A 21,292-nucleotide genomic window follows, 5' to 3' on the forward strand; every position below is an offset into this window, starting at 1 on the left:
CAGTACTGATCATTTGAAAGCGGCGCCTTCCTCTCCAGGGAAGGCGCCGCTTTTCTATGGCCTCTGATCGCTTTTGCCCCCCCCCCCGCTTCATCCTTTGCGGGCACGACGATGGTCAGCGAAAAAGGGCTTGTCCGCTGCAATACGATCTGAAGCCTTAGGTGCATTGGCCGCCTGTCCATCCTGCGCATCGACGTACCAATAACAATGTTGCACGGCACGAGTGATGCCCACATACGCCAGGCGCAGGATTTCGTCTTTTTGCGCCGTGTCGTAGGGTTCGGCGTCTCCATCCTGACCTAACCCAGCCATGCGATAGACCTGATTCTTGTAGGGCGAACTGCTCAGGTGCTGGCAGTCGCCCAACAAGAACACCGCATCCGCCTGGAGCCCCTTGGCGCTGTGGTAGGTCATTTGCCTGAGCCGCCGGGCGTCGTACGGCAAGCTAGAATCGACATTAACTGTTGGTTGAATATGCTTTTCTATCAACAGCTTATCGCTACTTTTTCGATATAGCATCAAGATAGAATCGCCCTTGCGATAGTGCTCTTCCAGTCGCTGGACCAGCCCTTCGTCGTCTCGATCCAGCACATTGACCGGGCTCAGCGATCGGGGCACGCCACTGGCCTTGGCTTTTTTGCCTGGGATAGCCGCAGCGGCGCGCACGATGTGCTCGGCCGCGTCGATGATGTGTTGGTGGCTGCGGTAGTTGTCGGTGAGCATCACCCGAGTTGTCGCCGGTGAGGGGAATTGCTTGTTGAATGCTATGAAGTAGCTCGGCGAACTGCCGCGCCAGCCATAGATCGATTGCCAATCGTCCCCGACACACAACAAGGAAGAACGCTGGGCACCGCGCCCCACGTGCAGCGCAGGACCACGGCTGCGGACCTCCCGAAGACTGGCGCGAAGCCAGGAGACGATCTGTGGCGATACGTCCTGGAACTCGTCGATCATCAGGTGCGATAGCGGCCTGAGCAAGGCATCACCCAGCAACTTGAAATTTTCCGGCGAATGTTCGCTGAACAGCGCGAACATACGGTTATAGGTCATGATCGGCGGCGATTGATCGAGCAAATGGTCTTCGAATGCCCGCCAGTAACGGCTCAGCGCCTCGAAGAAATACCGATCGGGGTCATCCTGGGCAAAGGCCATCCGGCCCACGGCGTCCGGGACGTCCAGGCCAAGGTTCTCGATAAAGCCTGCCGCCGCGACAAAACAGTCCAACAATGGCGCCGAACCCAGTTCACCCTTGACCTTATAGTCGAACCCGGGGCCGGCGCTGGCATCGCCGGCCATGGATGCCACCACACGTTTTGACGCTTCATAACTTTCAAGCCATATCAGTGGCTTACGGCAGAAAGCTTGAAACAAAGTGCGCTTTACCGCCCACTCCGCGCGGATACTCAACTTGGCACCCGGACGACTGAGCCGGGCGTCTTCCCGCGGATCGAAACCCAGCATCACCCAGGCATCCAGTGAGGGCGCGTAGCCATGGCAGTGGAATGTCGAACCATTGATTTCGAACGTTTGTCGTTTTGGCTCGATCCCTTTGATTGGCCAGGCACCGGCGTGAAACCACAGGTCTTCGACGGCATCGCACAATTCTTCGTCGCGCTGGGCCGCCAGTTCGGTCACGGCCACCCGTTTTTGCACATCCGGGTGATCGCGCTCCAGCTCCTTGAGTTGCAGGGCATGGCGGGACAACGGCTGGATCAGCTCACGGAAACGCGCGTCCCGCTGGTAAAGGTTGTAATAACAGGCGTTGAGTTGCTGGCGCTGGACATCGTTGATGCGTAACTCAAAGGGATTGCCTTGGGCGTCGTCGTCCGCTTCGGCGCGATGACTCAGGGTCTCGAAGGCCTGGAGCCGCTCGAACCCGGGCAGGCTGCGGACCATGGGCAAGATACGCGAATGGAAGGTGCGCACCAGATCGCGCGCTTCCTTGAGGCTGACGGTTCGCCCCCACAGGGCAAACACCTCGATCAATTTCTGGATGAAGTCCTTGCGCGATTCCCGGGTAAACGTCACCACGGTCATTGAGTCCAGTTCGAAGCCCAGGTAGTGGGACAGCAACACAATGCGCAGCACCAGGGTCGTCGACTTGCCCGCACCCGCCCCGGCGACCACCGAGGTAGACGGCGTATCGCTGAAAATCATCTTCCATTGCGCGGCACTCGGTTGCGCATGCGCCGGCAGCAATCGTGCCACGTCGGCCTTGATGCGTTTCTTCAACTCGGTGGTCAGCGGCAGGCGCCAGTCATCGAACAGCAAGTCGTCCACCTGCGGTGCCGGATGCTCTGTGTTGCGCGAATCACGGATCAACAGGACCTGGCGGCCCTCCTCGAGCCCTTCGGCCCTGCCTTCCTTATAGCCATAGTCGAAACCGGCGGTATGACCACTGCGGAAGCCGTCGGCCTGGCCGTGCAACCAGGACGCTCGGTGCTGGGCGCGCAGACGCGTCAGACCATGGCCGAAGAGCCGGGCGGCCAGGCGCTTGAGCAGCGGCATCTGGGCCAGGGGTAGGAGTTCGGGGGGAAGATCGGGAGTGTGTTGCGACACGCTGGGGACTCCGGTGTTCATGAACCATGACGGCTATGGTGTCTGGATTTGCCGCCAGGTTCCACCCAAAAGCTTTTAAGTCATGGGTTTAGGCGATGAAGTGAAAGTTGGCTCACGAATTCATATCTAGTTAGGCGATAGGTTTGACGCGTTTTTTACGCTTTTTATCGATGAATTCCTTCGCGAGAATAGCGCCATCAACCATCGCTTTCGCTCAGCGAAAAGGACACGAACATGCTCGAACTCAGACCCTTCGCCACGTTGGGCGCCGCCAACCATGGCTGGCTGGATGCCCATCACCATTTTTCGTTCGCCGAGTATTACGACCCGCAACGCATGCACTGGGGCAACCTGCGCGTCTGGAACGACGACGTCATCGCCCCCGGCAGCGGTTTTCCTCAACATCCCCATCGGGATATGGAAATCATCACCTATGTGCGCGAAGGCGCGATCAGCCACCAGGACAACCTGGGCAACAAGGGCCGTACGGAGGCTGGCGACGTACAAGTCATGAGCGCGGGCACCGGGATCGCCCACAGCGAGTACAACCTGGAGTCGACGGCCACGCGCATTTTCCAGATATGGATCATTCCCAACGAAGAAGGTCTGGCACCGTCGTGGGGCGCCAAACCGTTTCCCAAGGACTCGCGCGAAGGCTTCGTGACCTTGGCCAGTGGCAAGGCCGGCGACGACCAGAGCCTGCGCATTCGCGCCGACGCGCGACTGGTAGCGGCCAATCTCAAGGCGGGTGAAAGTGCGGAATACCGGCTGGACGCCGGACGACGAGCATATCTTGTGCCGGCCACAGGATTGATAGAAATCAATGGGTTGCGTGCACAAGCTCGAGACGGTGTTGCGATTGAAGATGAACGGATGTTGCGGGTCACCGCGATTGAAGACAGCGAAATCGTGCTCGTGGACCTCGCCTAAACCCTGCACTGCTGCTCTTGTGGCGAGGGAGCTTGCTCCCGCTCGGTTGCGCAGCGACCGCCAAAAAAGCGGGACTGCTGCGCAGCTCAGCGGGAGCAAGCTCCCTCGTCACAAGCTCACATCACATGTATCACTTGCTGGTGATCGCCCCATCCACCAACGTTTGCGCCTCGGCCACCAGTTGCTTGAGGTGCGCATCGCCAATGAAACTTTCGGCGTAGATCTTGTAGATATCCTCGGTACCCGACGGACGCGCCGCGAACCAGCCGTTTTCGGTCATGACCTTCAGGCCGCCGATGGCCTGGTCATTGCCCGGTGCATGGCTGAGGATGCTCTGGATTTTCTCACCCGCCAGTTCGGTAGACGTCACCTGATCCGGCGACAGCTTGCTCAACAGGGCCTTCTGTTGCGGGTTGGCCTTGGCATCGACGCGTACCGAGAACGGTTCGCCCAGTTCGTCGGTCAAGGCGCGGTAGGCCTGGCTCGGGTCGCGACCGGTGCGCGCCGTCATTTCAGCCGCCAACAACGCCGGAATCAGGCCGTCCTTGTCGGTGCTCCAGACGCCGCCGTCCTTGCGCAAGAACGAAGCGCCGGCGCTTTCTTCGCCGCCAAAGCCCAGGGAGCCATCGAACAGGCCGTCGGCAAACCACTTGAAGCCCACCGGCACTTCATAGAGCCGGCGCCCCAGGCGCTTGGCGACACGATCAATCAGGCCGCTGCTGACTACTGTCTTGCCCACGCCAGCATCGGCGCGCCATTGCGGGCGATTCTGAAACAGGTAGTCGATGGACACCGCCAGGTAATTGTTCGGCGCCAACAGGCCGCCGGACGGCGTCACGATGCCATGGCGGTCATGGTCCGGGTCGCAGGCGAAGGCCACGTCGAAACGCTCCTTCAGGCCAATCAACCCTTGCATGGCATGGCTGGAAGATGGGTCCATGCGGATCTGCCCATCCCAGTCGACGGTCATGAAACGGAAGGTGGAATCCACGTGGGTGTTCACCACGTCCAGGTCCAGGCGGTAATGCTCGGCAATGGCCGGCCAGTAGCGCACGCCCGCGCCGCCCAACGGATCGACGCCCAGGTGCAACCCGGCGCTGCGGATGGCATCGAAATCGATGACATTGATCAGGTCCGCCACGTAAGTGTTGACATAGTCGTGACGGTGGGTGGTATCGGCTTTCAGGGCCTGCTCGTAGCTGACTCGCTTGACGCCGGCGAGCTGGTTGGCCAGCAGTTCGTTGGCCTTGGCTTCGATCCACTTGGTGATATGGGTATCGGCCGGACCGCCGTTGGTGGGGTTGTACTTGTAGCCGCCACTTTGCGGTGGGTTGTGGGACGGCGTGATGACGATACCGTCCGCCAGGCCCGAGGTGCGGCCACGGTTGTAGCAGAGAATGGCGTGGGAAACCGCCGGCGTCGGGGTGTATTCATCCCCCTCGGCGATCATGACGGTCACACCGTTGGCCGCGAAGACTTCCAGCGCGCTGGCGCCCGCCGGAGTCGACAGCGCGTGGGTATCGATACCGACGAACAACGGCCCGTTAATGCCCTGGGCTTCGCGGTACAGGCAGATCGCTTGGCTGATTGCCAACACGTGCCACTCGTTAAAGCCCAGGTCGAAGGAGCTGCCACGGTGACCGGAGGTGCCGAAAGCCACGCGCTGGGTCGCAACCGAGGCATCGGGTCGGCCGGTGTAGTAGGCCGTCACCAGTCGCGGGATATCGATCAACAACTCTGCCGGTGCCGGCTTGCCCGCAAATGGACTGACTGTCATGCAAAACCTCTGAGTGGAGTGGCTCGGGAAATGGGGTGCAGTTTACTGACAGTTCGACCATGGCGCGACGGGTTCGATCCATCGCCGCCGATTACGATTGTTCGAGCCTCAGGGCGTCAGCCAGCGCGCAGAGTGCGGCATCCAGGTCCTGGGGCCCATTGAGCGCATGGGTCAGGCGCATATGTTGCCCGTACAGGCCATGAAGGCTGAACAACTCCCCCGGTGCGATGACGATCCGCTGGGCCAGCAGCCGATGGAAAACCCGCCGCAAATCAACTCGTCGCGTCGAGCGCATCCAGATCGTCGCGCCACCTTGGGGGGCTGACCATTGCAGGCTATCGCCCAGTCGCTCGCGCAGCAATTGTGCGGTCGAAACTGCGCTTTCGCGCAGCAGGCGCCGCAACACCAGCAAATGCTGGTCAATCCGCCCGTTGCTGTACAGCCGGGCGATGGCTTTCTGGCGAATTGGCGACAGACGAAACGCGCGCAGCAGGAAATGTCGTTGCAGGTGCAGGGTCATCTGGCGCGACAACACGTAGCCATATGGCGCCTCTGGGCCGATGGTCTTCTCGAACGTGGAGTAGACGATCAACCGATCCGGGTCGAGCAAATCCCGGAAAGGCGTCGCCCCGGCCTCGAACGCCAGGTCTGTATGACTGTCGTTCTCCAGCACCCAGGTGCCATGCCGTTCCAGCAATTGGGCGATGGCACGACGGTTCTCTTCAGGAACCAGCGAGCCCGTTGGCATGTTCAGGACTGACGACAGCACCACCAGGCGCACCGTTTCGCTCTCCAGCAGTGGCTCCAACTGCTCGATGTCGATTTCCCCGCCGGCCAGCAGTGGCAGCTCGATGATGTTGATGTCGGCGGCTTGCAGCAGGCGCAACACCGCCCAGTCGCAGGGCGATTCGATCAGTACTGTGGCGCCCCTGAGTGCCAGCACGGCGATCAGGATCTCCAGCACACCCCGCAGATCGGCGCCGATGTAGACGTCATCGGCATTCCAGCAACGGGCCGGCGAAGAGGTGTAGCGGGCCGCCAGCGCGGTGCGCAGTTCCAGCTCGCCCCAGGGTTGCGAGGGCGTCTGCGAGGAACGTGGGTACTGGCGCAGCAGCTCGCGCTCGAGCAACAGCATCGGGCTGTCCAACGGCTGCATCGATGCCGGCTCGTCCGTGCTGAGCACCAGCATGCCGGGCCGCCGGGCATTGACGTACACGCTCTCGAGCAAATCGTCTCCGCCATCCAGGGTCGTCATGCTGGGCGCCGGCAGCGCGTAATAACCGGACTTGGCGATCGAGTAGACCCGCCCTTCCTTCTCCAGCAACGAATAAGCGTACTGGATGGTCGATATCGACACGTTCAGACGCTCGGCCAATTGCCGCAACGAAGGCAGGCGTACCCGCGCATCGACCTCCAGTTCGTTGATCAACGTGGTCAGGTAGCGATAAACCGCCTGGTAGGCGAAGTCTGTCTCCCGGCAACCTTTCATGGAATCACGCCAGGCGAATAGGTTGCAGTCGGCCAGGCCGCAACGCCGGGCATCACGACCAGGGACAAGGTAGACGAGTCCATCAAACCTCGTTCCTCAGTGCCTTGCCGAGCGTTCGTGCGGCTCATCGGCGGCCTGCCCGGCTTCTACGGTCTCAACGTCGTCGAGGGCCTGCTGCAGGTCGGCTTCCGGAACCGCTTCCGGTTGTTCCGGCACCGTGACGCTCGCCCGATACAGCTTGCCAAGGATGTCGATGGGCAGGCCACTGACGTCGACCATCCATTGCGCGATCTGATCGGCGACCGCCGCGCCCTGCATGGCCTTGTGCAGGTCCGGCATCGCCACCAGCATGCCGGGGTGGCAACAGCGCAGGAAGTGTTCCAGGCCCTCGCCCTGCCCCACGAATGGCGCGAACAGCATGCACACCAGTTGCGTTTCGCTGAGCCCCAGGACCTTTTGCGCTTCGAGGGCGGCGTAGGCGCGGCGCTCGGGAACCGACGAAGGTGAGCCGAACATCGCCCGAGCCTGCTCGCAGGCGTGCTCCGGCAGTTGCTTGCGATGCATGATCATGATCGCCCGCTGCACGTAGTCGCTGTATCCCGTTTCGTAGCTGCGCCCTTGTACGTAGCAGGCCTGCAGGCCGTGCAAATGGGCCGACAGCAGCGGGCTGAGGTATTCGTTTTCAATCGCCGAGGGCATGAGGCCGTCGGTCTGCACCCGCAGGAACTCGTTGAAAAGCGGCCAGTTGGTGCCCTCCAGGCGGTCGACGATCAGGTCGTCGATGCCGATGTGGCTCATCCGCCGGCAGGCCTCGAAATGCCCCTCGGGCTTCCAGGCGCCAAGGCGCTCGGGACCGTAGAAATGCTCGTAGAGGTCACTGCTCAAGGTATCGAGGTGCGCGAAGAGGCTGTCGAAACAACCGATATTGTCGGTCGGCAGACCGATTTTGCGGGCCGCGCGACGCAGGCCTGAAATGAACTGTTTTTGCTGGCGCGGCGTATCGCTGCTGACCATCGAATCCACGCCAGACTCCCAGCGGGCCATGTGCCGATAGAATTCGGCCATCGCCAGGTAACCGTCGTTCCCGATTTCCAGGGGGCTGTCGACCGAACGAAGGTGCCCCAAGGCCAGCAGGTCCATGCGATTGGCCTCGTGCCCCGCCACCGACAAGGGCTGGCGGTGATTGAATGGCAACACCTCGCGGTTATCCGCCATCAGCAATTCGACCCGGGGATCGTCATAGACAAACAGTGCGCTGTAGCAGCGGTGGATGTTCTCCAGCGTCGCCTGGGTGGTTTCGCTCAGGCGCGGCGTGGCGACGCGCAAGGCGAAGGTCACCGGATGCCGGCCGGCGATGCTCAACTGGGCGGCCCGCAAAGCGGTCAGTACATAAAAGCTCTCCCGGCTCCCGTTCTGGACCGTCAACACACGATAATCGCCAATCCGATCGATGCCTCCGGCGGCGACAATCAAGCGCTGGATCAAAAGCTGCAACGCGGTCCGTTCGGCCCTGGAATAAAAACCCAACAATCGTTGCAGTATCTGTTGATATACGTGAGTCATTGCCTGCTCATGAATTGCACTCATAGCCATTTACCTGAAATTCAACTATCGGCGCCGCACCCGCACCAACGTGACCGCGCGACGTGTTGGTCTGAATGAATCGTTCTAGTACTCAAAGAGTATTAGCAATACGCCCAAGCATTGCTTGTCGTAATTATTTGATACATACGCAGAAAGTCACCCCATGCTCCTGGGTACCGCCGCTGGGAACCCTGAAAACACGGGGCCTTACCGGGCTATCAGTACGTCCTAGGAGAATTCCGACAACGTCCCACAGACAATGAGTACGAGAAATAAGGAACTTGCCGAACTTTAATTGACCTTCTACCCCACCCTGTTTTCTCCAGGATCGATAGATAGCCCCGTGCCAATTAACGCTCGCTGTACCTTGAATGCGCCTTGAAGGATGAAAGCCTTCGAAAAAGTTACACCGCACCACGACTTCTTCCTTGATATGGAAATCAGCGTTCAATTATCAGGACTTAAATAATGATTAGAAGATACAGATTGAGGGCAAAAACCAGTTCAGATGTTCACCGGCAAACCGTTTCTGCTTCGAGCGAACCGGGACAGGTTGCTTGAGGGGGCTTGCGAGGCACGAGCGCGCCGCCGTCAAGCGCCAGTGCGTGGGAAAGGAGGGATGGAGATCGAACCGGAGCAGCGCAAGAGCCCGGCGATGACTCTTGCGCAAGACAGGTATCAGGCGGGGTCGACGACCTGAAGGGCAACGCGCTCACGGCAAGGGCATTCACCCATGTACCGGTGCGCTTCGACAAACTCGGAGAACGGGAAGACCCGAGTCTTGAGTGGCAACAGCACGCGATCGGCGGTCAGTTGATTGATATCGCGCAACGCTCGTTGCAATGCCACTTGGTCCTGGACGATGCCCAGTTCCGGCTTGCCGGTAAAATTGCCGATGCAGTGCACGAAGAACTGAATGTTCTTCTGGAACGCCGCGCAGGCCGGGAACGGCGTCTGGTTGCCGCCCTGCAAGCCATACAACACCAGGCTGCCACGGGGCGCCAGCACATCACCCAACAGCGACATCTGCGGCCCGCCAAGGCCATCGAATACCACGTCGACGCCACGGTTATCGGTGAGCTTGTTGATTTGCATCAGCAAATCCTGCTCTTCTGTCACGATGACTTTTTCGGCGCCCAACGACAGCAGGTATTCACGCTCGTCGGCCGTCTTGGTGGCCGCAATCACCCGCACTCCCAAGGCCTTGCCCAACTGGACAAAGGACGGGCCGGCGCAATGACTGGCATCGGTGACCAGGGCGAATTGCCCCGGTTTGACCCGAGCCAGGTCCATGTAGGCGAAATAGGCGATCAGCAGCGGCGTGTAATGCACGGCGGCTTCGATCGGGCTGAGCACGTCGGGATAACGGGTCAGCGCGGTGCGGGGCAGCACGATGACTTCACCGTACACCGGATAGTCGTTCGGGCTTTCGGCCGGAAAGCTGGCAACCTTGTCGCCCACGGCCAAGTCATCGATGCCGTCGCCGACGGCCGTGACCACGCCGGCCATTTCATGGCCCAGGCCCGATGGCAGGCGTGCCTGGGAGGACGCCAGGTTCTGGCGCCACAAGGTGTCGTACCAACTGATGCCGATCGCTTCGACGCGGACCTGCACTTCTCCTGGCGCAGGAAGAGCCGCCGCATGCTCTTCGCATTTGAGCACCTCGGCACCACCAAACTTGTGAAAACGGATCGTGCGGGACATCGCAAACCTCGTCAAAGTAACCTCTAATGCCACGAACTCTATCCGGGCTTTGTGGCCAAGACCATCAGTGGCTATTAATAGTCGACATGCCTGTCATTGATTCCGCAGCAAGAAAAACCAACCACTCCTGTAGGAGTCATCCTAAGAAAACTCAATTAGCCGGTGCAGAGTACCAGCCTTTCCCCGTAAGATTCATGCCGGCCATTGTTCCCATATGGCCGTTCACGTCAAGCTTACCGAATCTGCCAGGACCCCAGATGAATCGTAATGACCTGCGGCGTGTCGATCTGAACCTGTTGATCGTGTTCGAAACGTTGATGCATGAACGCAGCGTGACTCGCGCGGCCGAGAAGCTGTTTCTTGGTCAGCCGGCCATCAGCGCCGCACTGTCGCGCCTGCGCAGCCTGTTCGATGACCCACTGTTCGTGCGCACCGGCCGCAGCATGGAACCATCGGCCCGGGCGGTCGAGATCTTCGCCCTGCTCTCTCCGGCCCTGGATTCGATTTCCACGGCAGTCAGCCGCGCCGCGGAATTCGACCCGGCCACCAGCACCTCGGTGTTTCGCATCGGCCTGTCGGACGACGCCGAATTCGCCCTGCTGCCCATGCTCCTCAAACGCCTGCGGGCCGAAGCGCCGGGCATTGTGCTGGTGGTGCGCCGGGTCAACTACATCCTGATGCCGGGCCTGCTGGCGTCCGGTGAAATCTCCATCGGCGTCAGCTACACCGACGACCTCCCGGCCAACGCCAAGCGCAAGGTCCTGCGGCGCAGCATGCCCAAAGTGTTGCGGGCCGACACTGCGCCGGGACGACTGACCCTGGACGAATTCTGCGCCCGCCCCCACGCCCTGGTCTCCTTTGCGGGGGACTTGAGCGGTTTCATCGATGAAGAGCTGGCAAAACTCGACCGTAAACGTCATGTGGTGCTGGCCGTGCCGCAGTTCAACGGCTTGAGCACCCTGTTGTCGGGCACCGACATCATCGCCACCGTGCCCGACTACACCGCCGACGCGCTGACCGCCGCCGGTGGCGTACGCGCCGAAGACCCACCCATACCGGTGCGCAGCTTCGAACTGCATATGGCCTGGCGGGGGTCTCAGGACAATGATCCTGGGGAGCGCTGGTTGCGTTCGCGGATTCAGATGTTTTTTGGTGACCCTGAGAGTCTTTAGACGTCGTCTGGCAGGCTGTTCGGCTGATCATTTCTGCCTTTCCACAAACCATGGAGCTCCATTCATTTCCGGTGGATTGCTACATTGGGGGCACATCTGAGGACATGCTTTGGATGGTTTGAAAAGGATGCCCCCAACCTAAGGCCAAGCAGGCTATTGATGAGGATAGCTCACCGGACTCTCTGCGAGTTGCTATACCGGCCTGAGATTTTCAGCGAAACGGTGAACATGCAGCCGATGAACATTTGATGATTCTTCGCATTCACACTGAATAGATGCGTGCAAATGTAAAAAATTATGATGGCATAATGCCTCGGAAAGCGGCAATATCCACACGTTCCCAACGGATTTTAAGGAGCGGTTCCGATGACATGGCCAGTCACGCTGAAGCTCGATATCTCAGCCTACCCGCTCAGCGTGGTGCAACGCGCCGCTTATTCACTGGCCGACACTGTCGCAATCCAGATCGGTATTGAAGGCAATCAAATTAGCCTCACGGCCCACCCCGCTGAAGCAAGGTTAACGCTTTCCCCGGAGCAGGCTCACTCACTGATCCTCCAGCACCTGAACGACTTCGCCCTGCGCGACCATATCAACCGCGAAACAGCAGGGTTACGTGAAATCCTGGCCCGAGCCGCGCTCGCTGGATGTGGGATTTCCCAGTGACACTGATTGCGACAGACGCCAAGCACTACCGCTTGCTGCCTTTTCGATTCATGCGCATGAACACGGGACAAGACCGTGACATCCTACTCACCTCCGATACCGGTGAGTACATGCACGTGAACGACGCGCAATTACGAGCCCTCAGTTACTTCGACGTTCAAGCAAGTACGCCTTTTTACAAGGACCTGCTGGCCCGCCACTTCATCTACGAACCAGGTCGCCACGACCCGTTCCCGGAAATGGCCGCGCAGTATCGCAGCCGCAAAGACTTCCTCTTCCAGGGCCCTGCACTGCACTTGTTCGTGGTTACATTGCGCTGCAACCACACCTGCCAGTACTGCCAGGTGTCGCGGGCCCCTCTGGGCGGATCCGGCCACGACCTGTCGGAAGCGGATGCACAGGCGGCGGTCGATCGCCTGTTCGAATCGAACGCTCCCGCCCTGACTGTGGAGTTTCAGGGTGGCGAACCGCTTCTGGCCTTCGAGCGCGTCCGCCAGATTGTCGAATGGGTCGTTGAACGGAACGTGGTCGAACAACGGGATATCCAGTTCGTCATTACCACCACGCTGCACCACCTGACGGAGGAAATACTCGACTTCGCAGAACAAAATCGCATCCAGTTTTCGACCTCGCTCGATGGGCCGGCGCCCTTGCACAATGCCAACCGCCCTACCCCGTCACGAGACTCCTACGAACGCACTGTAAAAGGCATCCAGTGGGTCCGTGAGCGCCTTGGCCATGATGCAGTTTCCGCGCTGACCACGCTGACTTCAAGAAGCCTCGAACAACCTGAAGCGATCATCGATGAGTATGTAAGCCAGGGCTTCTCCAGCATCTCACTTCGGCCTCTGAGCCCTTATGGATTTGCCACCAAGAGTGCCCATCGACTTGATTACCCTATTGAGCGATACCTGGCCTTCTACAAGAAGGCACTGGCCTATTTGCTGCATATCAACCAACAGGGCGTATACCTCTCAGAGAGTTATGCGAGCTTGTTGCTGAAGAATATCCTGACACCCTTCTCCTCCGGCTATGTAGACCTGCGCTCCCCCGCTGGCGCAGGCACTGCGGCGCTGGTCTACAACTATGACGGTGACGTCTATCCCTCGGACGAAGCCCGAATGTTGCTGGAGATGGGTGAAGACGGCTTGAGGCTCGGCACCGTGCAGCAACCCTTGTCTGAATTACTCGCATCGCCCGTTATGAATGCGTTGCTCGCCAGTGGTGTAGCAGAGGCGCTGCCGGGCTGCTCCGATTGCGCACTTGTCCCGTACTGTGGTGCTGACCCCGTCGAACACTATGCCCGCCAAGCTGACCCGATCGGACACCGAGTGTTCAGCAGCTTCTGCAAGAAGAACATGGGGCTGTTGAAGCATCTTTTCGGCCTGCTTTGCGATGGCGACGACAACGTGCAGAGGGTGCTGCTGTCTTGGTTGAACAGGCGCTCTTACAACGATGTCCGGTTCCCGGGTTACAGGGGCTGATGGCGATGCTGCGCAAAGATACCCACTTCGAAATCCATCACCTGAATGAGCCGAAACTGCTCAAGGTCATCACTCTGGATGAGTTCATCGAACAAGGCCTGGCTGTTTGTGCTGGAAGCGCTGAGTTCGGTGACCTGCTGCTTTGGCTGCCAAACGAAGAACGGCTACGGAGCCCGCATCTGCTCTCATTACCAGTGGGTGGATTCCTGATCCCGGAGCCATTGATCGGCGACTTCGACAGCGCGCGGCCACACCTGCACACCCCTAAAGATGCGAATGTCGTGCAGCCCGGCGATGTCATTGCCATCACACCAGGCAACGCGATGGTGCGAGTGCTCTATCGACGAGGCTCAGACAGCAACCTGCTGTTCATGACCGATCGTTGCAACAGCCTCTGTCTGATGTGCTCGCAGCCGCCCAAAGATATCGATGACCGTTGGCACATCGAGGAGAACCTACGGCTGATCGACCTGATGGACCCGGGCGAGGAAAATCTGGGAATCAGCGGCGGAGAACCAACGCTTTATCGCGACGGTCTGCTCGAAATCCTGGCCAAGTGCAGAGCCGTTTTGCCGCAGAAATCCATTCATGTGCTCAGCAACGGGCGTCTGTTCCAAGACCCGAGCTGGATCGCAGCGCTCTCTGCCATCGGCCACCCTCAGTTGAGCTGGGGCATCCCGCTGTATGCCGACAATGCCGAAGACCATGACCATGTGGTGCAGGCTCCAGGCGCGTTCAGCGAAACCCTGCAAGGTCTTTACAACCTGGCGCGGGCCAACCAGATCATCGAGATACGCGTGGTGCTCAATCGCCTGACCACGCCACGCTTGCCCGAGCTCGCCCACTACGTGTTCAGGAACTTGCCCTTCGTGCGGCATGTTGCGCTAATGGGTATCGAAAGTACCGGCCTGGCCAGGAAGAACTACGAAGAACTATGGGTTGACCCGCTGGACTATCAAGAGTCGTTGAGCCAGGCCGTGTATTTCCTGTTTAACCGCGGAGTGCCGGTTTCGATCTACAACTTGCCCCTGTGCCTGATCCCGGCCCACCTCTCGCGTTTCGCCCGCCAGAGCATCTCGGACTGGAAGAATCTGTTCATCGATACCTGCCAACAATGCGCTGCCGTCAAACATTGCTCTGGCTTCTTCAAATCCCAAACCGACCGCTGGCAGAGCCGCGGCGTACAACTACTATCGACCGAGGCCTTTAGCGCCTATGCAAGGAGCTCACAGTGAAATTGCTCGACCGCTGGAAAGTCCTGATCAGTGGGATCAGCTTGCTGCCAATGGCAGGTACCACCCTGGCACAGGCGGGCCATCTGTCGCTCGCCGATGCGAACTGGCAACCCAACGACAAGCTACAGCCCCCGGTATTTGCCGATACGCTCAATGCGCCAGACACCGTCAACATCTATGCGGCACATCGCTCGCACAGTTCACACCGGTCCCACAGCTCGCATAGTTCTCACTACAGCGGCTCGGGTGGCTATAGCGCACCTCGCTACTACAGCCCACCCGCTGCCAGTACCCGAAGCTACAGCACGCCGAGCTCTTCGAGCAGCACCTCAAGCAGCAACAGCCTTTATCAGTCGTCTGGCACTACCAGCGGGATAAGTTCGAGCACTTCAAAGAACCGCGCGACCAATGAGCAGAAAAGCAACCTGGTCACCCGTGTGCAGACCGCACTGATGGTGAGACAGTATTACCAAGGCCCCATTGATGGTGTGATGGGCAAGGCGACACGTGGTGCGTTGATGGCTTTTCAGATGGACAGCGGGCTGACCGTGAATGGCCGGATGGATACGGCATCGCTGAATGCGTTGGGTATCAAGATTCCATAAGTTGTTGGCGCTGATGCGATTCTGACGCCGGCTACCGGAATTCATTGACCCACCCGAGTACTCAAGAAATGATTACCTTGCGGGTGATTTCGGAGGCAGCGTGTGGGTCAGTCAAAATCAGCAACCTGGGTCAAAATCGCATCAGCGCCGACAATCATGGGCTTATCTTGCACCGCAAATAGGTCGATTGGCTGGAGATGCAGCAAGTCGTCACCAGCCACCGTCGCTGCCACCGACCGACACGGATCTGACTACTCTTAGATAAGCCGATGCTCGCGCAGAAACCTCACCTCCCCGCTGAAATTTAGGAATGTGCATGACTGCTGCCATCAGTGATTCAACAGCCCAAATCGCGTTTTCAATGTTTGAAAACAAAGGCGTCTACGCAGTGCTTCTTGGCTCGGGGGTATCACGCTCGGCGGGAATACCGACCGGCTGGGAAATCACCATGGAGCTGGTGAAACGATGGGGCATAGCGTCTGGTGCCGGCGAACAGGAAGATTGGCTCGCGTGGTACGTAGGTCAAACAGGAGAGCAGCCCAATTACTCCACGTTGCTCGAACGCCTGGCGACAACCCAGACTGAACGGCGAGCGATCATTCAAGGCTTTCTGGAACCTAGCGAAGACGAGTTAGAGGATGGCCTTAAACTGCCTACCCCCGCACATCGAGCGATCGCTGCGATGGTCAAAGCGGGTTATGTGCGCGTGATCATCACGACGAACTTCGACCGACTCATGGAAAATGCACTGCGCGATGTCGGCGTTGAGCCAACTGTCGTCAGCTCAGAAGACACCCTCGGAGGAGCGGAGCCACTCACTCATGCGTCCTGCTACATCCTGAAGATCCATGGTGATTACAAGGATGCCAGGATCCTCAATACCGATGGGGAGCTGGGCAAGTATCCGCCAGCGTTCAATACGTTGCTTGACCGCATCATCGATGAGTTTGGGCTGATCGTCGCGGGCTGGTCAGGTGAGTGGGATCATGCGCTGAGGGCGGCGTTTTTGAGGGCGCCCTCCCGTCGCTACCCGACCTACTGGCTTTCGCGAGGAAAATTGAGCGAGCGTGGCCAAGAGCTCATCACTCAGCGGCGCGCCAACGTCGTGACGGGCCTGGATGCCGACACCTTCTTCGATGGGCTGAACCTCAAACTGGAAACCATCCAGCAATCCCGCCTGCAGAACCCAGCCGGCATCGAGCTGACTCTCGCTATGGCCAAACGCTTTATGGCCAGACCCGAACACAGGATTCAGCTCGATGATTTAGTGACAAGCCAGGCTCATCAAGCGATCAGCCATCTGGCTCCTCTATTCACAGAACGACCTCAGGGCAGCACGTCCAAGGACTTTACCGATCTGGTTGAGATATACGAAGCGGCCATCGAACCACTAGCACGCCTTTGTGCAGTGTTAGGGCGATGGGGTGCAGGTGTTGAGCATTCGATCGTTTTGGATGCGATCAAGGGCCTGCACGCTGCGTCTCAGGTCGAGCAGTCAGGCTGGGTAGCTGGACTTGCATTGAAGAGTTACCCGATAGCACTTGTTACCTATGCGTATGGCATGGGACTTGTACGGGCCAATCGCCTGAGCGAGCTAAACGAGCTGTTTAACACGACCCTTATCAACCGGCGCGAAATGCCTTTCCCTGTGGGAGTTGATCTATCACCGTTCTACGTTGAGGGAGCCAATGGCCTGCTTGAATTATGGAGGAGCTTCGAAGACCAAAGTAGAGCTCTTACCCCCTTGTGCAACCGACTCCATGACCGTCTTGCGCCTCGGTGGGCGCCTGACTTCGCAGGTCTGCAGGATCACGGGCTGCTTTACGAACGGTTTGAGTTTTTCAGTTTCCTGTTCTTCTGCGAGCAACGCGGAGTCAGTGAAGAATCGCTCGCGGATGCGGTGAAAAACCACGATTTCAAGAGAATCGCATTGGGCCGGCTTTCCTGGCATTCAGAGACCATCAACCGCTTCGCTCACGAATATGCGACCGAAGAGTACAGGGCCCCGCTGCTGGCAGCAGGGTTCGCACTTGGGTCGCAAAGCTACCTGGAGCAAATGCTTGAAGGACTGAAGCGGCTGTCCAGGTACTGACGCCTCACGCATTCCAATTAATGCAAATACGATTCAAATGGGGTACATGCGTTTGCTGCTGAAAACCTAGGACAAGTTTGGATTCTGGCAGCGGGCATCGAGGGAGGGTGATTTATGCGTTCTTCATCGGGTCACTGCCACTCCTGACCACCTCACCAGAAGAGGTGAGCGTTTTGGTGACCGCGCTACTGCCCCCCGAGCTCATGGCTTACTACGTGTACCTGCTCATAGCATTCGCTATCGTCAGCATCTTCACGCTTAGGGTGACGTTTCGATCCTTTCATCTCATTGGAAGGTCGCGGGAAGTGCACACGTTCTTCATCAACGAAGGAGGTAGCTTGCTGACTGCCTGTAGGGCTGCGTTGGGGGCGATGATTGGTGATCTGCTTGTATGGTGCTACCTAGCAGTTGATGATGTGAGTGCAGGAGGAGTACATGCAGTGATCAGCTACGCCTCCTTGACCCTGAAGTTCTGCATTGGCCTTGCGTGGACAGATGAGCCCCTCAGAGACCCGCATACCGTTAGCAGCTACAAATGATGGTGGCTGCCAGTAACTCCGGCACAAATGCCTGGCGCGCGGTCATCACGGGGTTAACCCAACGACAGACTGAGACGCTCTGATGACCAAAAACCTCTGTCCCTGCAAGCCCGAGTTTTCGGCCAATGGCTACTGTTTGGCCTGCGACGGTACCAAAATCAAGAATGCTAACAGAGAGAAAACGCTGAATAGCAATCTGCTCCGGCGCATTCCTAGCTGGAAGGAATACCTGAGCTTTGATGGCGCCCATTGCCACCAGCTATGGGCGAAGCTTGATGATCATTGGCGATGCCCGTGCTGCGAACGGACACGATACCAATTGCTACGTTGGACGATGCTTTACCCGAACAAACCGCATAGGCGAGAAGGCTGGGCTGTAGGTCTCCATACTCACCATGACCATGGAACCGACCTTTACGTACGAAAACCGCTTCTTGGAGAACCTCATCGGATCACCACATTTGCTCCCGTCATCATCTGCGAGCAATGCAACAGTGCTGACGGCGCGGTTAAGAGACGCCTAGGCCTTCCACCTTCCTTTACATTTGCGCCACTTGAGATCCGTCAGTTCGTGTGGCCAACGCCTCACGGCAAGCACATCATTCATTACGAGCGAGCCCAAATGATCTACCACCATGTCACGACTCGAGCACCGTTGTTTTTTGGCTGACAGGTTCAACTGAAGGGCATCCTATCAGCAGTCAAGCCAGCCCACGTCTGTACTTCGCAGCCAAGCTGCCCGTAAGATCGACATCGCACCTATCCGAGTAGGAGTGACCCTTTTGCCGAACGTGTTCTTTTCTTATTGCCATGCTGACGAGGCGCTGCGCGACCAGTTGGAAAAGCAGCTTTCGATGCTCAAGCGCCAAGGCGTCATTGAGACTTGGCACGACCGCAGAATCGGAGCAGGCCAAGAGATCGATGCTGCCATTGATGATCACATCAACAGCGACGAAATTATCCTGTTGCTGGTAAGCCCTGATTTCATCGCTTCCGACTATTGCTACAACATCGAGATGGCTCGCGCGATGGAGCGCCATGCCGCTAAAGAAGCGACTGTCATTCCTGTGATTCTTCGCCCATGCGATTGGCATCATGCCCCCTTCGGCAAGCTGCTTGGTACGCCCCAAGATGGTAAGCCAGTGACCCTTTGGCCTGATCGGGACGAAGCATTCTTGCAGGTTGCGAAGGAGGTTCGGAAGGCCGCCGAGCGACGCAGCCGTGGCCAACCGAACACTGCTCCGCGAGCCGAACGCAACGATTTCAATGGAGGTTCAGCGCCCTCCCTTATCGCCCCGGCTGGCCCTAGGTCGAGTAACCTTCGAATGGCTAAGAGCTTCACCCAGCTGGACAAAGACCGCTTCTTGCTCGACAGCTTCGAGTACATCGCCCGCTATTTTGAGAACTCGTTGCTGGAGCTCCAAGCGCGCAACTCAGGGTATGAAGGGGTGTTCCGTCAGATAGATGCAAATCGCTTTTCTGCGAATATCTACAAGGACGGCCACGACGTTGCAAAAGCGGCAGTGTTCACCGGCGGCCAGATGGGCGCCGGTATCTACTACAGCCATGGAGACTCGTTTGGCGGCGGCTCGTACAACGAGGCGCTCACCGTAAATACGGACGACCAATCCATGTACCTGAAGACCTTCGGCATGGCGTTCCACACTCGGCAAGACCAGAAGCTTTCCCAAGAAGGCGGTGCCGAGACGCTTTGGGGCCTTCTCATCGCACCGCTACAACGCAATCGGTAAATCATTGTTGGGTGCGAATTAGAAAGAACCCAGGGGGGCACTTGGCCTTGACGCTGCCCCCTACGACAAAGAAGTAAGACTCACATAGAAGGTTCAGACCATGGAAGTAGTCCTGCTCGCCCACATCACATTTAACCGAATAGGCTCGGCCAGTGGCGGAGGCTTTCAAAGCCAACGCCAGGTCAAGTTTTCCGCTGAGCTACCAGACACCGACCAATCGGCCTTAAGGGAATTGGTGATCGAGATCGCCGAGGCAAATGGTGAAGCGGCGGGAGCCTTGAGAGAATTGAGGTACGAGCGAAGCTACGGAGGGGAATTGGTACTCAACATCCAAGGCCCGAGCACCTCATACGGCACCGCTTATGCCCAATGTCGCATCATCCATGCGCTGAAAGCCAAAGGGCAGTACTTCAAGCTTCAGGCGGTAGAAGACAGAGATGTCACACCATATGTCTCATCTCGGCGGGCTAAGTAGTTCGCATATCGACTCATCGAACCACCAAGGATTTGCCGGATTCTGGTTGGTCATCCAATATACGGAGGCGCACTGAATACCAGTCACGTCCACCCCGCCCCGCTTCAGAAATCGCCATTCGCGATCGCTCGCACACCCGGTGCAAATGGGGGCAAAACTGGGGGCACAATTCTATTTTTTCAGGCTGTAACTACTGCCCTAGAGCCAAGTCAAAATGTTTTTTGGCGACCCTGAGAGCCTTTAACACCAGGTTACGCCGACGTTCAGACAAATAGTGTTGCAGGACACGTTTCTCGATGTTGGTGCGCTTCCGACGTTACACGATCGCTACGGTATTTCTACCCAGGCTGTGCGCGCGCAGATCAAGGGTTGGTTGTAGGATTTAAAACTGCAGGGGCTGAATCATCCCCCTTGAACACCGACAGTCTGTTTTGGGGTAAGCGTTATGCCTGAAAAGGCTGAACCGAACAAAAAATTTCCGAGAAGAGCTAGAGGCGAACGGGTCAGATTTGGGCAACTGATGGAATGACGTGCACGTTGGAACCACTTAAGCTACTGGCTGTCATGCATTCTTCCAGAGGCTAACAATGTCATTTGATCTGCACCACTTACTGCTGGTATTCACAGCCTACATTGTGGGAGCTGCCAGCCCTGGCCCCAGCAACATGCGAATCATGGGCGTTGCCATGCACCAAGGGAGAAAGCCTGCGCTGATGCTGGCAACTGGAGTCATCAGTGGTTCTTTCTTCTGGGGGGCAATGGCCGCTACAGGTGTATCAGCCATTCTGCTCCAATTCGCACAGGCACTCTTCGTACTCAAGATAGTCGGCGGAGCGTACTTGCTGTTCCTTGCTGTAAAAGCTGGGCGATCTGCTCTGAGCTCTGATGAGCGAATTCAGAAGGCGCTAGCCGCAGCACCAACCGTTTCTGGCTTTGGCCTCTACCAGCGCGGCTTGCTTATGCACCTTACCAACCCAAAGGCTTTGCTGGGTTGGATCGCAACAATGACACTGGGGCTGGGACCACAAGCGACGCCTGAGACGGTTTTAATCATCCTGGCGGGCTGTGCCGTTTTGAGCATCACAATTTTCTGCAGCTATGCGATCGTTTTCTCAACAGCTCCAATGATTCGGGGTTATCGCAGGGCGCGCCGATGGATCGAAGGTACCCTCGCCTTAGTATTTGGAGCAGCAGGCTTGAAGCTGTTGTTTTCCCGCACATGACTTAATG

The 21,292-nt window shown here is 58.1% G+C and carries 16 protein-coding genes and 1 pseudogene; 12 read left to right on the forward strand and 5 right to left on the reverse strand.

Going from position 1 to position 21,292, the window contains the following annotated elements; genetic code table 11:
• Positions 1–90 precede the first annotated feature (90 nt).
• On the reverse strand, positions 91–2,559 hold the full coding sequence (locus IB266_RS04545) for a UvrD-helicase domain-containing protein (RefSeq protein WP_192260333.1): 2,469 nt from the start codon (positions 2,557–2,559) through the stop codon (positions 91–93).
• Between the two features lie 234 nt (positions 2,560–2,793).
• Between IB266_RS04545 and IB266_RS04550 the strand changes: the two genes are divergently transcribed.
• Positions 2,794–3,489, forward strand: a complete 696-nt coding sequence (locus IB266_RS04550) for a pirin family protein (protein ID WP_192260334.1) — start codon at positions 2,794–2,796, stop codon at positions 3,487–3,489.
• A 130-nt stretch (positions 3,490–3,619) separates the two neighbouring features.
• On the opposite strand, the gene pgm is transcribed toward IB266_RS04550, so the two are convergent.
• From pgm to IB266_RS04570, 4 genes are all read right to left on the reverse strand, one after another.
• Positions 3,620–5,266, reverse strand: coding sequence for a phosphoglucomutase (alpha-D-glucose-1,6-bisphosphate-dependent) (gene pgm / locus IB266_RS04555; protein WP_192260335.1), 1,647 nt, complete (start codon positions 5,264–5,266; stop codon positions 3,620–3,622).
• Between the two features lie 91 nt (positions 5,267–5,357).
• Positions 5,358–6,755 carry a PLP-dependent aminotransferase family protein gene (locus IB266_RS04560; RefSeq protein WP_192260336.1) on the reverse strand — a complete coding sequence of 466 codons (1,398 nt, stop codon included), beginning with the start codon at positions 6,753–6,755 and terminating at the stop codon, positions 5,358–5,360.
• A gap of 96 nt (positions 6,756–6,851) precedes the next feature.
• Entirely contained in the window at positions 6,852–8,342 is a 1,491-nt protein-coding gene (locus IB266_RS04565; RefSeq protein ID WP_192260337.1) for a hypothetical protein, read from the reverse strand.
• 675 nt (positions 8,343–9,017) lie between these two features.
• Complete coding sequence (locus IB266_RS04570; protein WP_060742421.1) at positions 9,018–10,043, reverse strand: zinc-dependent alcohol dehydrogenase family protein; 1,026 nt, start codon at positions 10,041–10,043, stop codon at positions 9,018–9,020.
• Between the two features lie 257 nt (positions 10,044–10,300).
• Between IB266_RS04570 and IB266_RS04575 the strand changes: the two genes are divergently transcribed.
• From IB266_RS04575 to IB266_RS04620, 11 genes and pseudogenes are all read left to right on the forward strand, one after another.
• Entirely contained in the window at positions 10,301–11,215 is a 915-nt protein-coding gene (locus tag IB266_RS04575; RefSeq protein WP_014338228.1) for a LysR family transcriptional regulator, read from the forward strand.
• Between the two features lie 366 nt (positions 11,216–11,581).
• Positions 11,582–11,881: a His-Xaa-Ser system protein HxsD gene (hxsD, locus tag IB266_RS04580; protein WP_192260338.1), complete on the forward strand. Its 300-nt coding sequence runs from the start codon at positions 11,582–11,584 to the stop codon at positions 11,879–11,881.
• The gene (gene hxsB, locus IB266_RS04585; protein WP_104502855.1) at positions 11,878–13,365 is read left to right on the forward strand and encodes a His-Xaa-Ser system radical SAM maturase HxsB; all 1,488 of its coding nucleotides are present in this window, start codon (positions 11,878–11,880) and stop codon (positions 13,363–13,365) included. Before hxsD ends, hxsB begins: the two co-directional genes overlap by 4 nt.
• Positions 13,365–14,600, forward strand: a complete 1,236-nt coding sequence (gene hxsC, locus IB266_RS04590; RefSeq protein ID WP_192260339.1) for a His-Xaa-Ser system radical SAM maturase HxsC — start codon at positions 13,365–13,367, stop codon at positions 14,598–14,600. The genes hxsB and hxsC overlap by 1 nt, the downstream gene beginning before the upstream one ends.
• Positions 14,597–15,205, forward strand: coding sequence for a His-Xaa-Ser repeat protein HxsA (hxsA, locus tag IB266_RS04595; protein WP_192260340.1), 609 nt, complete (start codon positions 14,597–14,599; stop codon positions 15,203–15,205). The genes hxsC and hxsA overlap by 4 nt, the downstream gene beginning before the upstream one ends.
• 316 nt (positions 15,206–15,521) lie before the next feature.
• A complete protein-coding gene (locus tag IB266_RS04600) occupies positions 15,522–17,297 on the forward strand; it encodes an SIR2 family protein (RefSeq protein ID WP_192260341.1) in 1,776 nt (591 codons plus the stop codon).
• Between the two features lie 107 nt (positions 17,298–17,404).
• Entirely contained in the window at positions 17,405–17,836 is a 432-nt protein-coding gene (locus IB266_RS04605; protein WP_192260342.1) for a hypothetical protein, read from the forward strand.
• A gap of 782 nt (positions 17,837–18,618) precedes the next feature.
• On the forward strand, positions 18,619–19,587 hold the full coding sequence (locus tag IB266_RS04610; protein ID WP_192260343.1) for a toll/interleukin-1 receptor domain-containing protein: 969 nt from the start codon (positions 18,619–18,621) through the stop codon (positions 19,585–19,587).
• A gap of 100 nt (positions 19,588–19,687) precedes the next feature.
• Positions 19,688–20,062 (forward strand): hypothetical protein, encoded by a 375-nt coding sequence (locus tag IB266_RS04615; RefSeq protein WP_192260344.1) that lies wholly within the window; start codon positions 19,688–19,690, stop codon positions 20,060–20,062.
• Positions 20,063–20,312: 250 nt separating this feature from the next.
• Positions 20,313–20,441 (forward strand): annotated as a pseudogene (locus IB266_RS30640) (transketolase family protein); the annotation flags it as partial.
• A gap of 208 nt (positions 20,442–20,649) precedes the next feature.
• Positions 20,650–21,285, forward strand: a complete 636-nt coding sequence (locus tag IB266_RS04620) for a LysE family translocator (RefSeq protein WP_192260345.1) — start codon at positions 20,650–20,652, stop codon at positions 21,283–21,285.
• Positions 21,286–21,292: the final 7 nt, after the last annotated feature.

It is taken from the genome of Pseudomonas sp. Pdm06 (assembly GCF_014851795.1).
GTDB lineage: Bacteria > Pseudomonadota > Gammaproteobacteria > Pseudomonadales > Pseudomonadaceae > Aquipseudomonas > Aquipseudomonas fluorescens_AA.

What these genes read in the sequence shown, in the direction of transcription:
- IB266_RS04550 (WP_192260334.1), top strand. Translation starts at nt 2,794, where the DNA reads ATGCTCGAACTCAGACCCTTCGCCACGTTGGGCGCCGCCAACCATGGC.
- pgm (WP_192260335.1), bottom strand. Translation starts at nt 5,266, where the DNA reads ATGACAGTCAGTCCATTTGCGGGCAAGCCGGCACCGGCAGAGTTGTTG.
- IB266_RS04560 (WP_192260336.1), bottom strand. Translation starts at nt 6,755, where the DNA reads ATGAAAGGTTGCCGGGAGACAGACTTCGCCTACCAGGCGGTTTATCGC.
- IB266_RS04565 (WP_192260337.1), bottom strand. Translation starts at nt 8,342, where the DNA reads ATGAGTGCAATTCATGAGCAGGCAATGACTCACGTATATCAACAGATA.
- IB266_RS04570 (WP_060742421.1), bottom strand. Translation starts at nt 10,043, where the DNA reads ATGTCCCGCACGATCCGTTTTCACAAGTTTGGTGGTGCCGAGGTGCTC.
- IB266_RS04575 (WP_014338228.1), top strand. Translation starts at nt 10,301, where the DNA reads ATGAATCGTAATGACCTGCGGCGTGTCGATCTGAACCTGTTGATCGTG.
- hxsD (WP_192260338.1), top strand. Translation starts at nt 11,582, where the DNA reads ATGACATGGCCAGTCACGCTGAAGCTCGATATCTCAGCCTACCCGCTC.
- hxsC (WP_192260339.1), top strand. Translation starts at nt 13,365, where the DNA reads ATGGCGATGCTGCGCAAAGATACCCACTTCGAAATCCATCACCTGAAT.
- IB266_RS04600 (WP_192260341.1), top strand. Translation starts at nt 15,522, where the DNA reads ATGACTGCTGCCATCAGTGATTCAACAGCCCAAATCGCGTTTTCAATG.
- IB266_RS04615 (WP_192260344.1), top strand. Translation starts at nt 19,688, where the DNA reads ATGGAAGTAGTCCTGCTCGCCCACATCACATTTAACCGAATAGGCTCG.
- IB266_RS04620 (WP_192260345.1), top strand. Translation starts at nt 20,650, where the DNA reads ATGTCATTTGATCTGCACCACTTACTGCTGGTATTCACAGCCTACATT.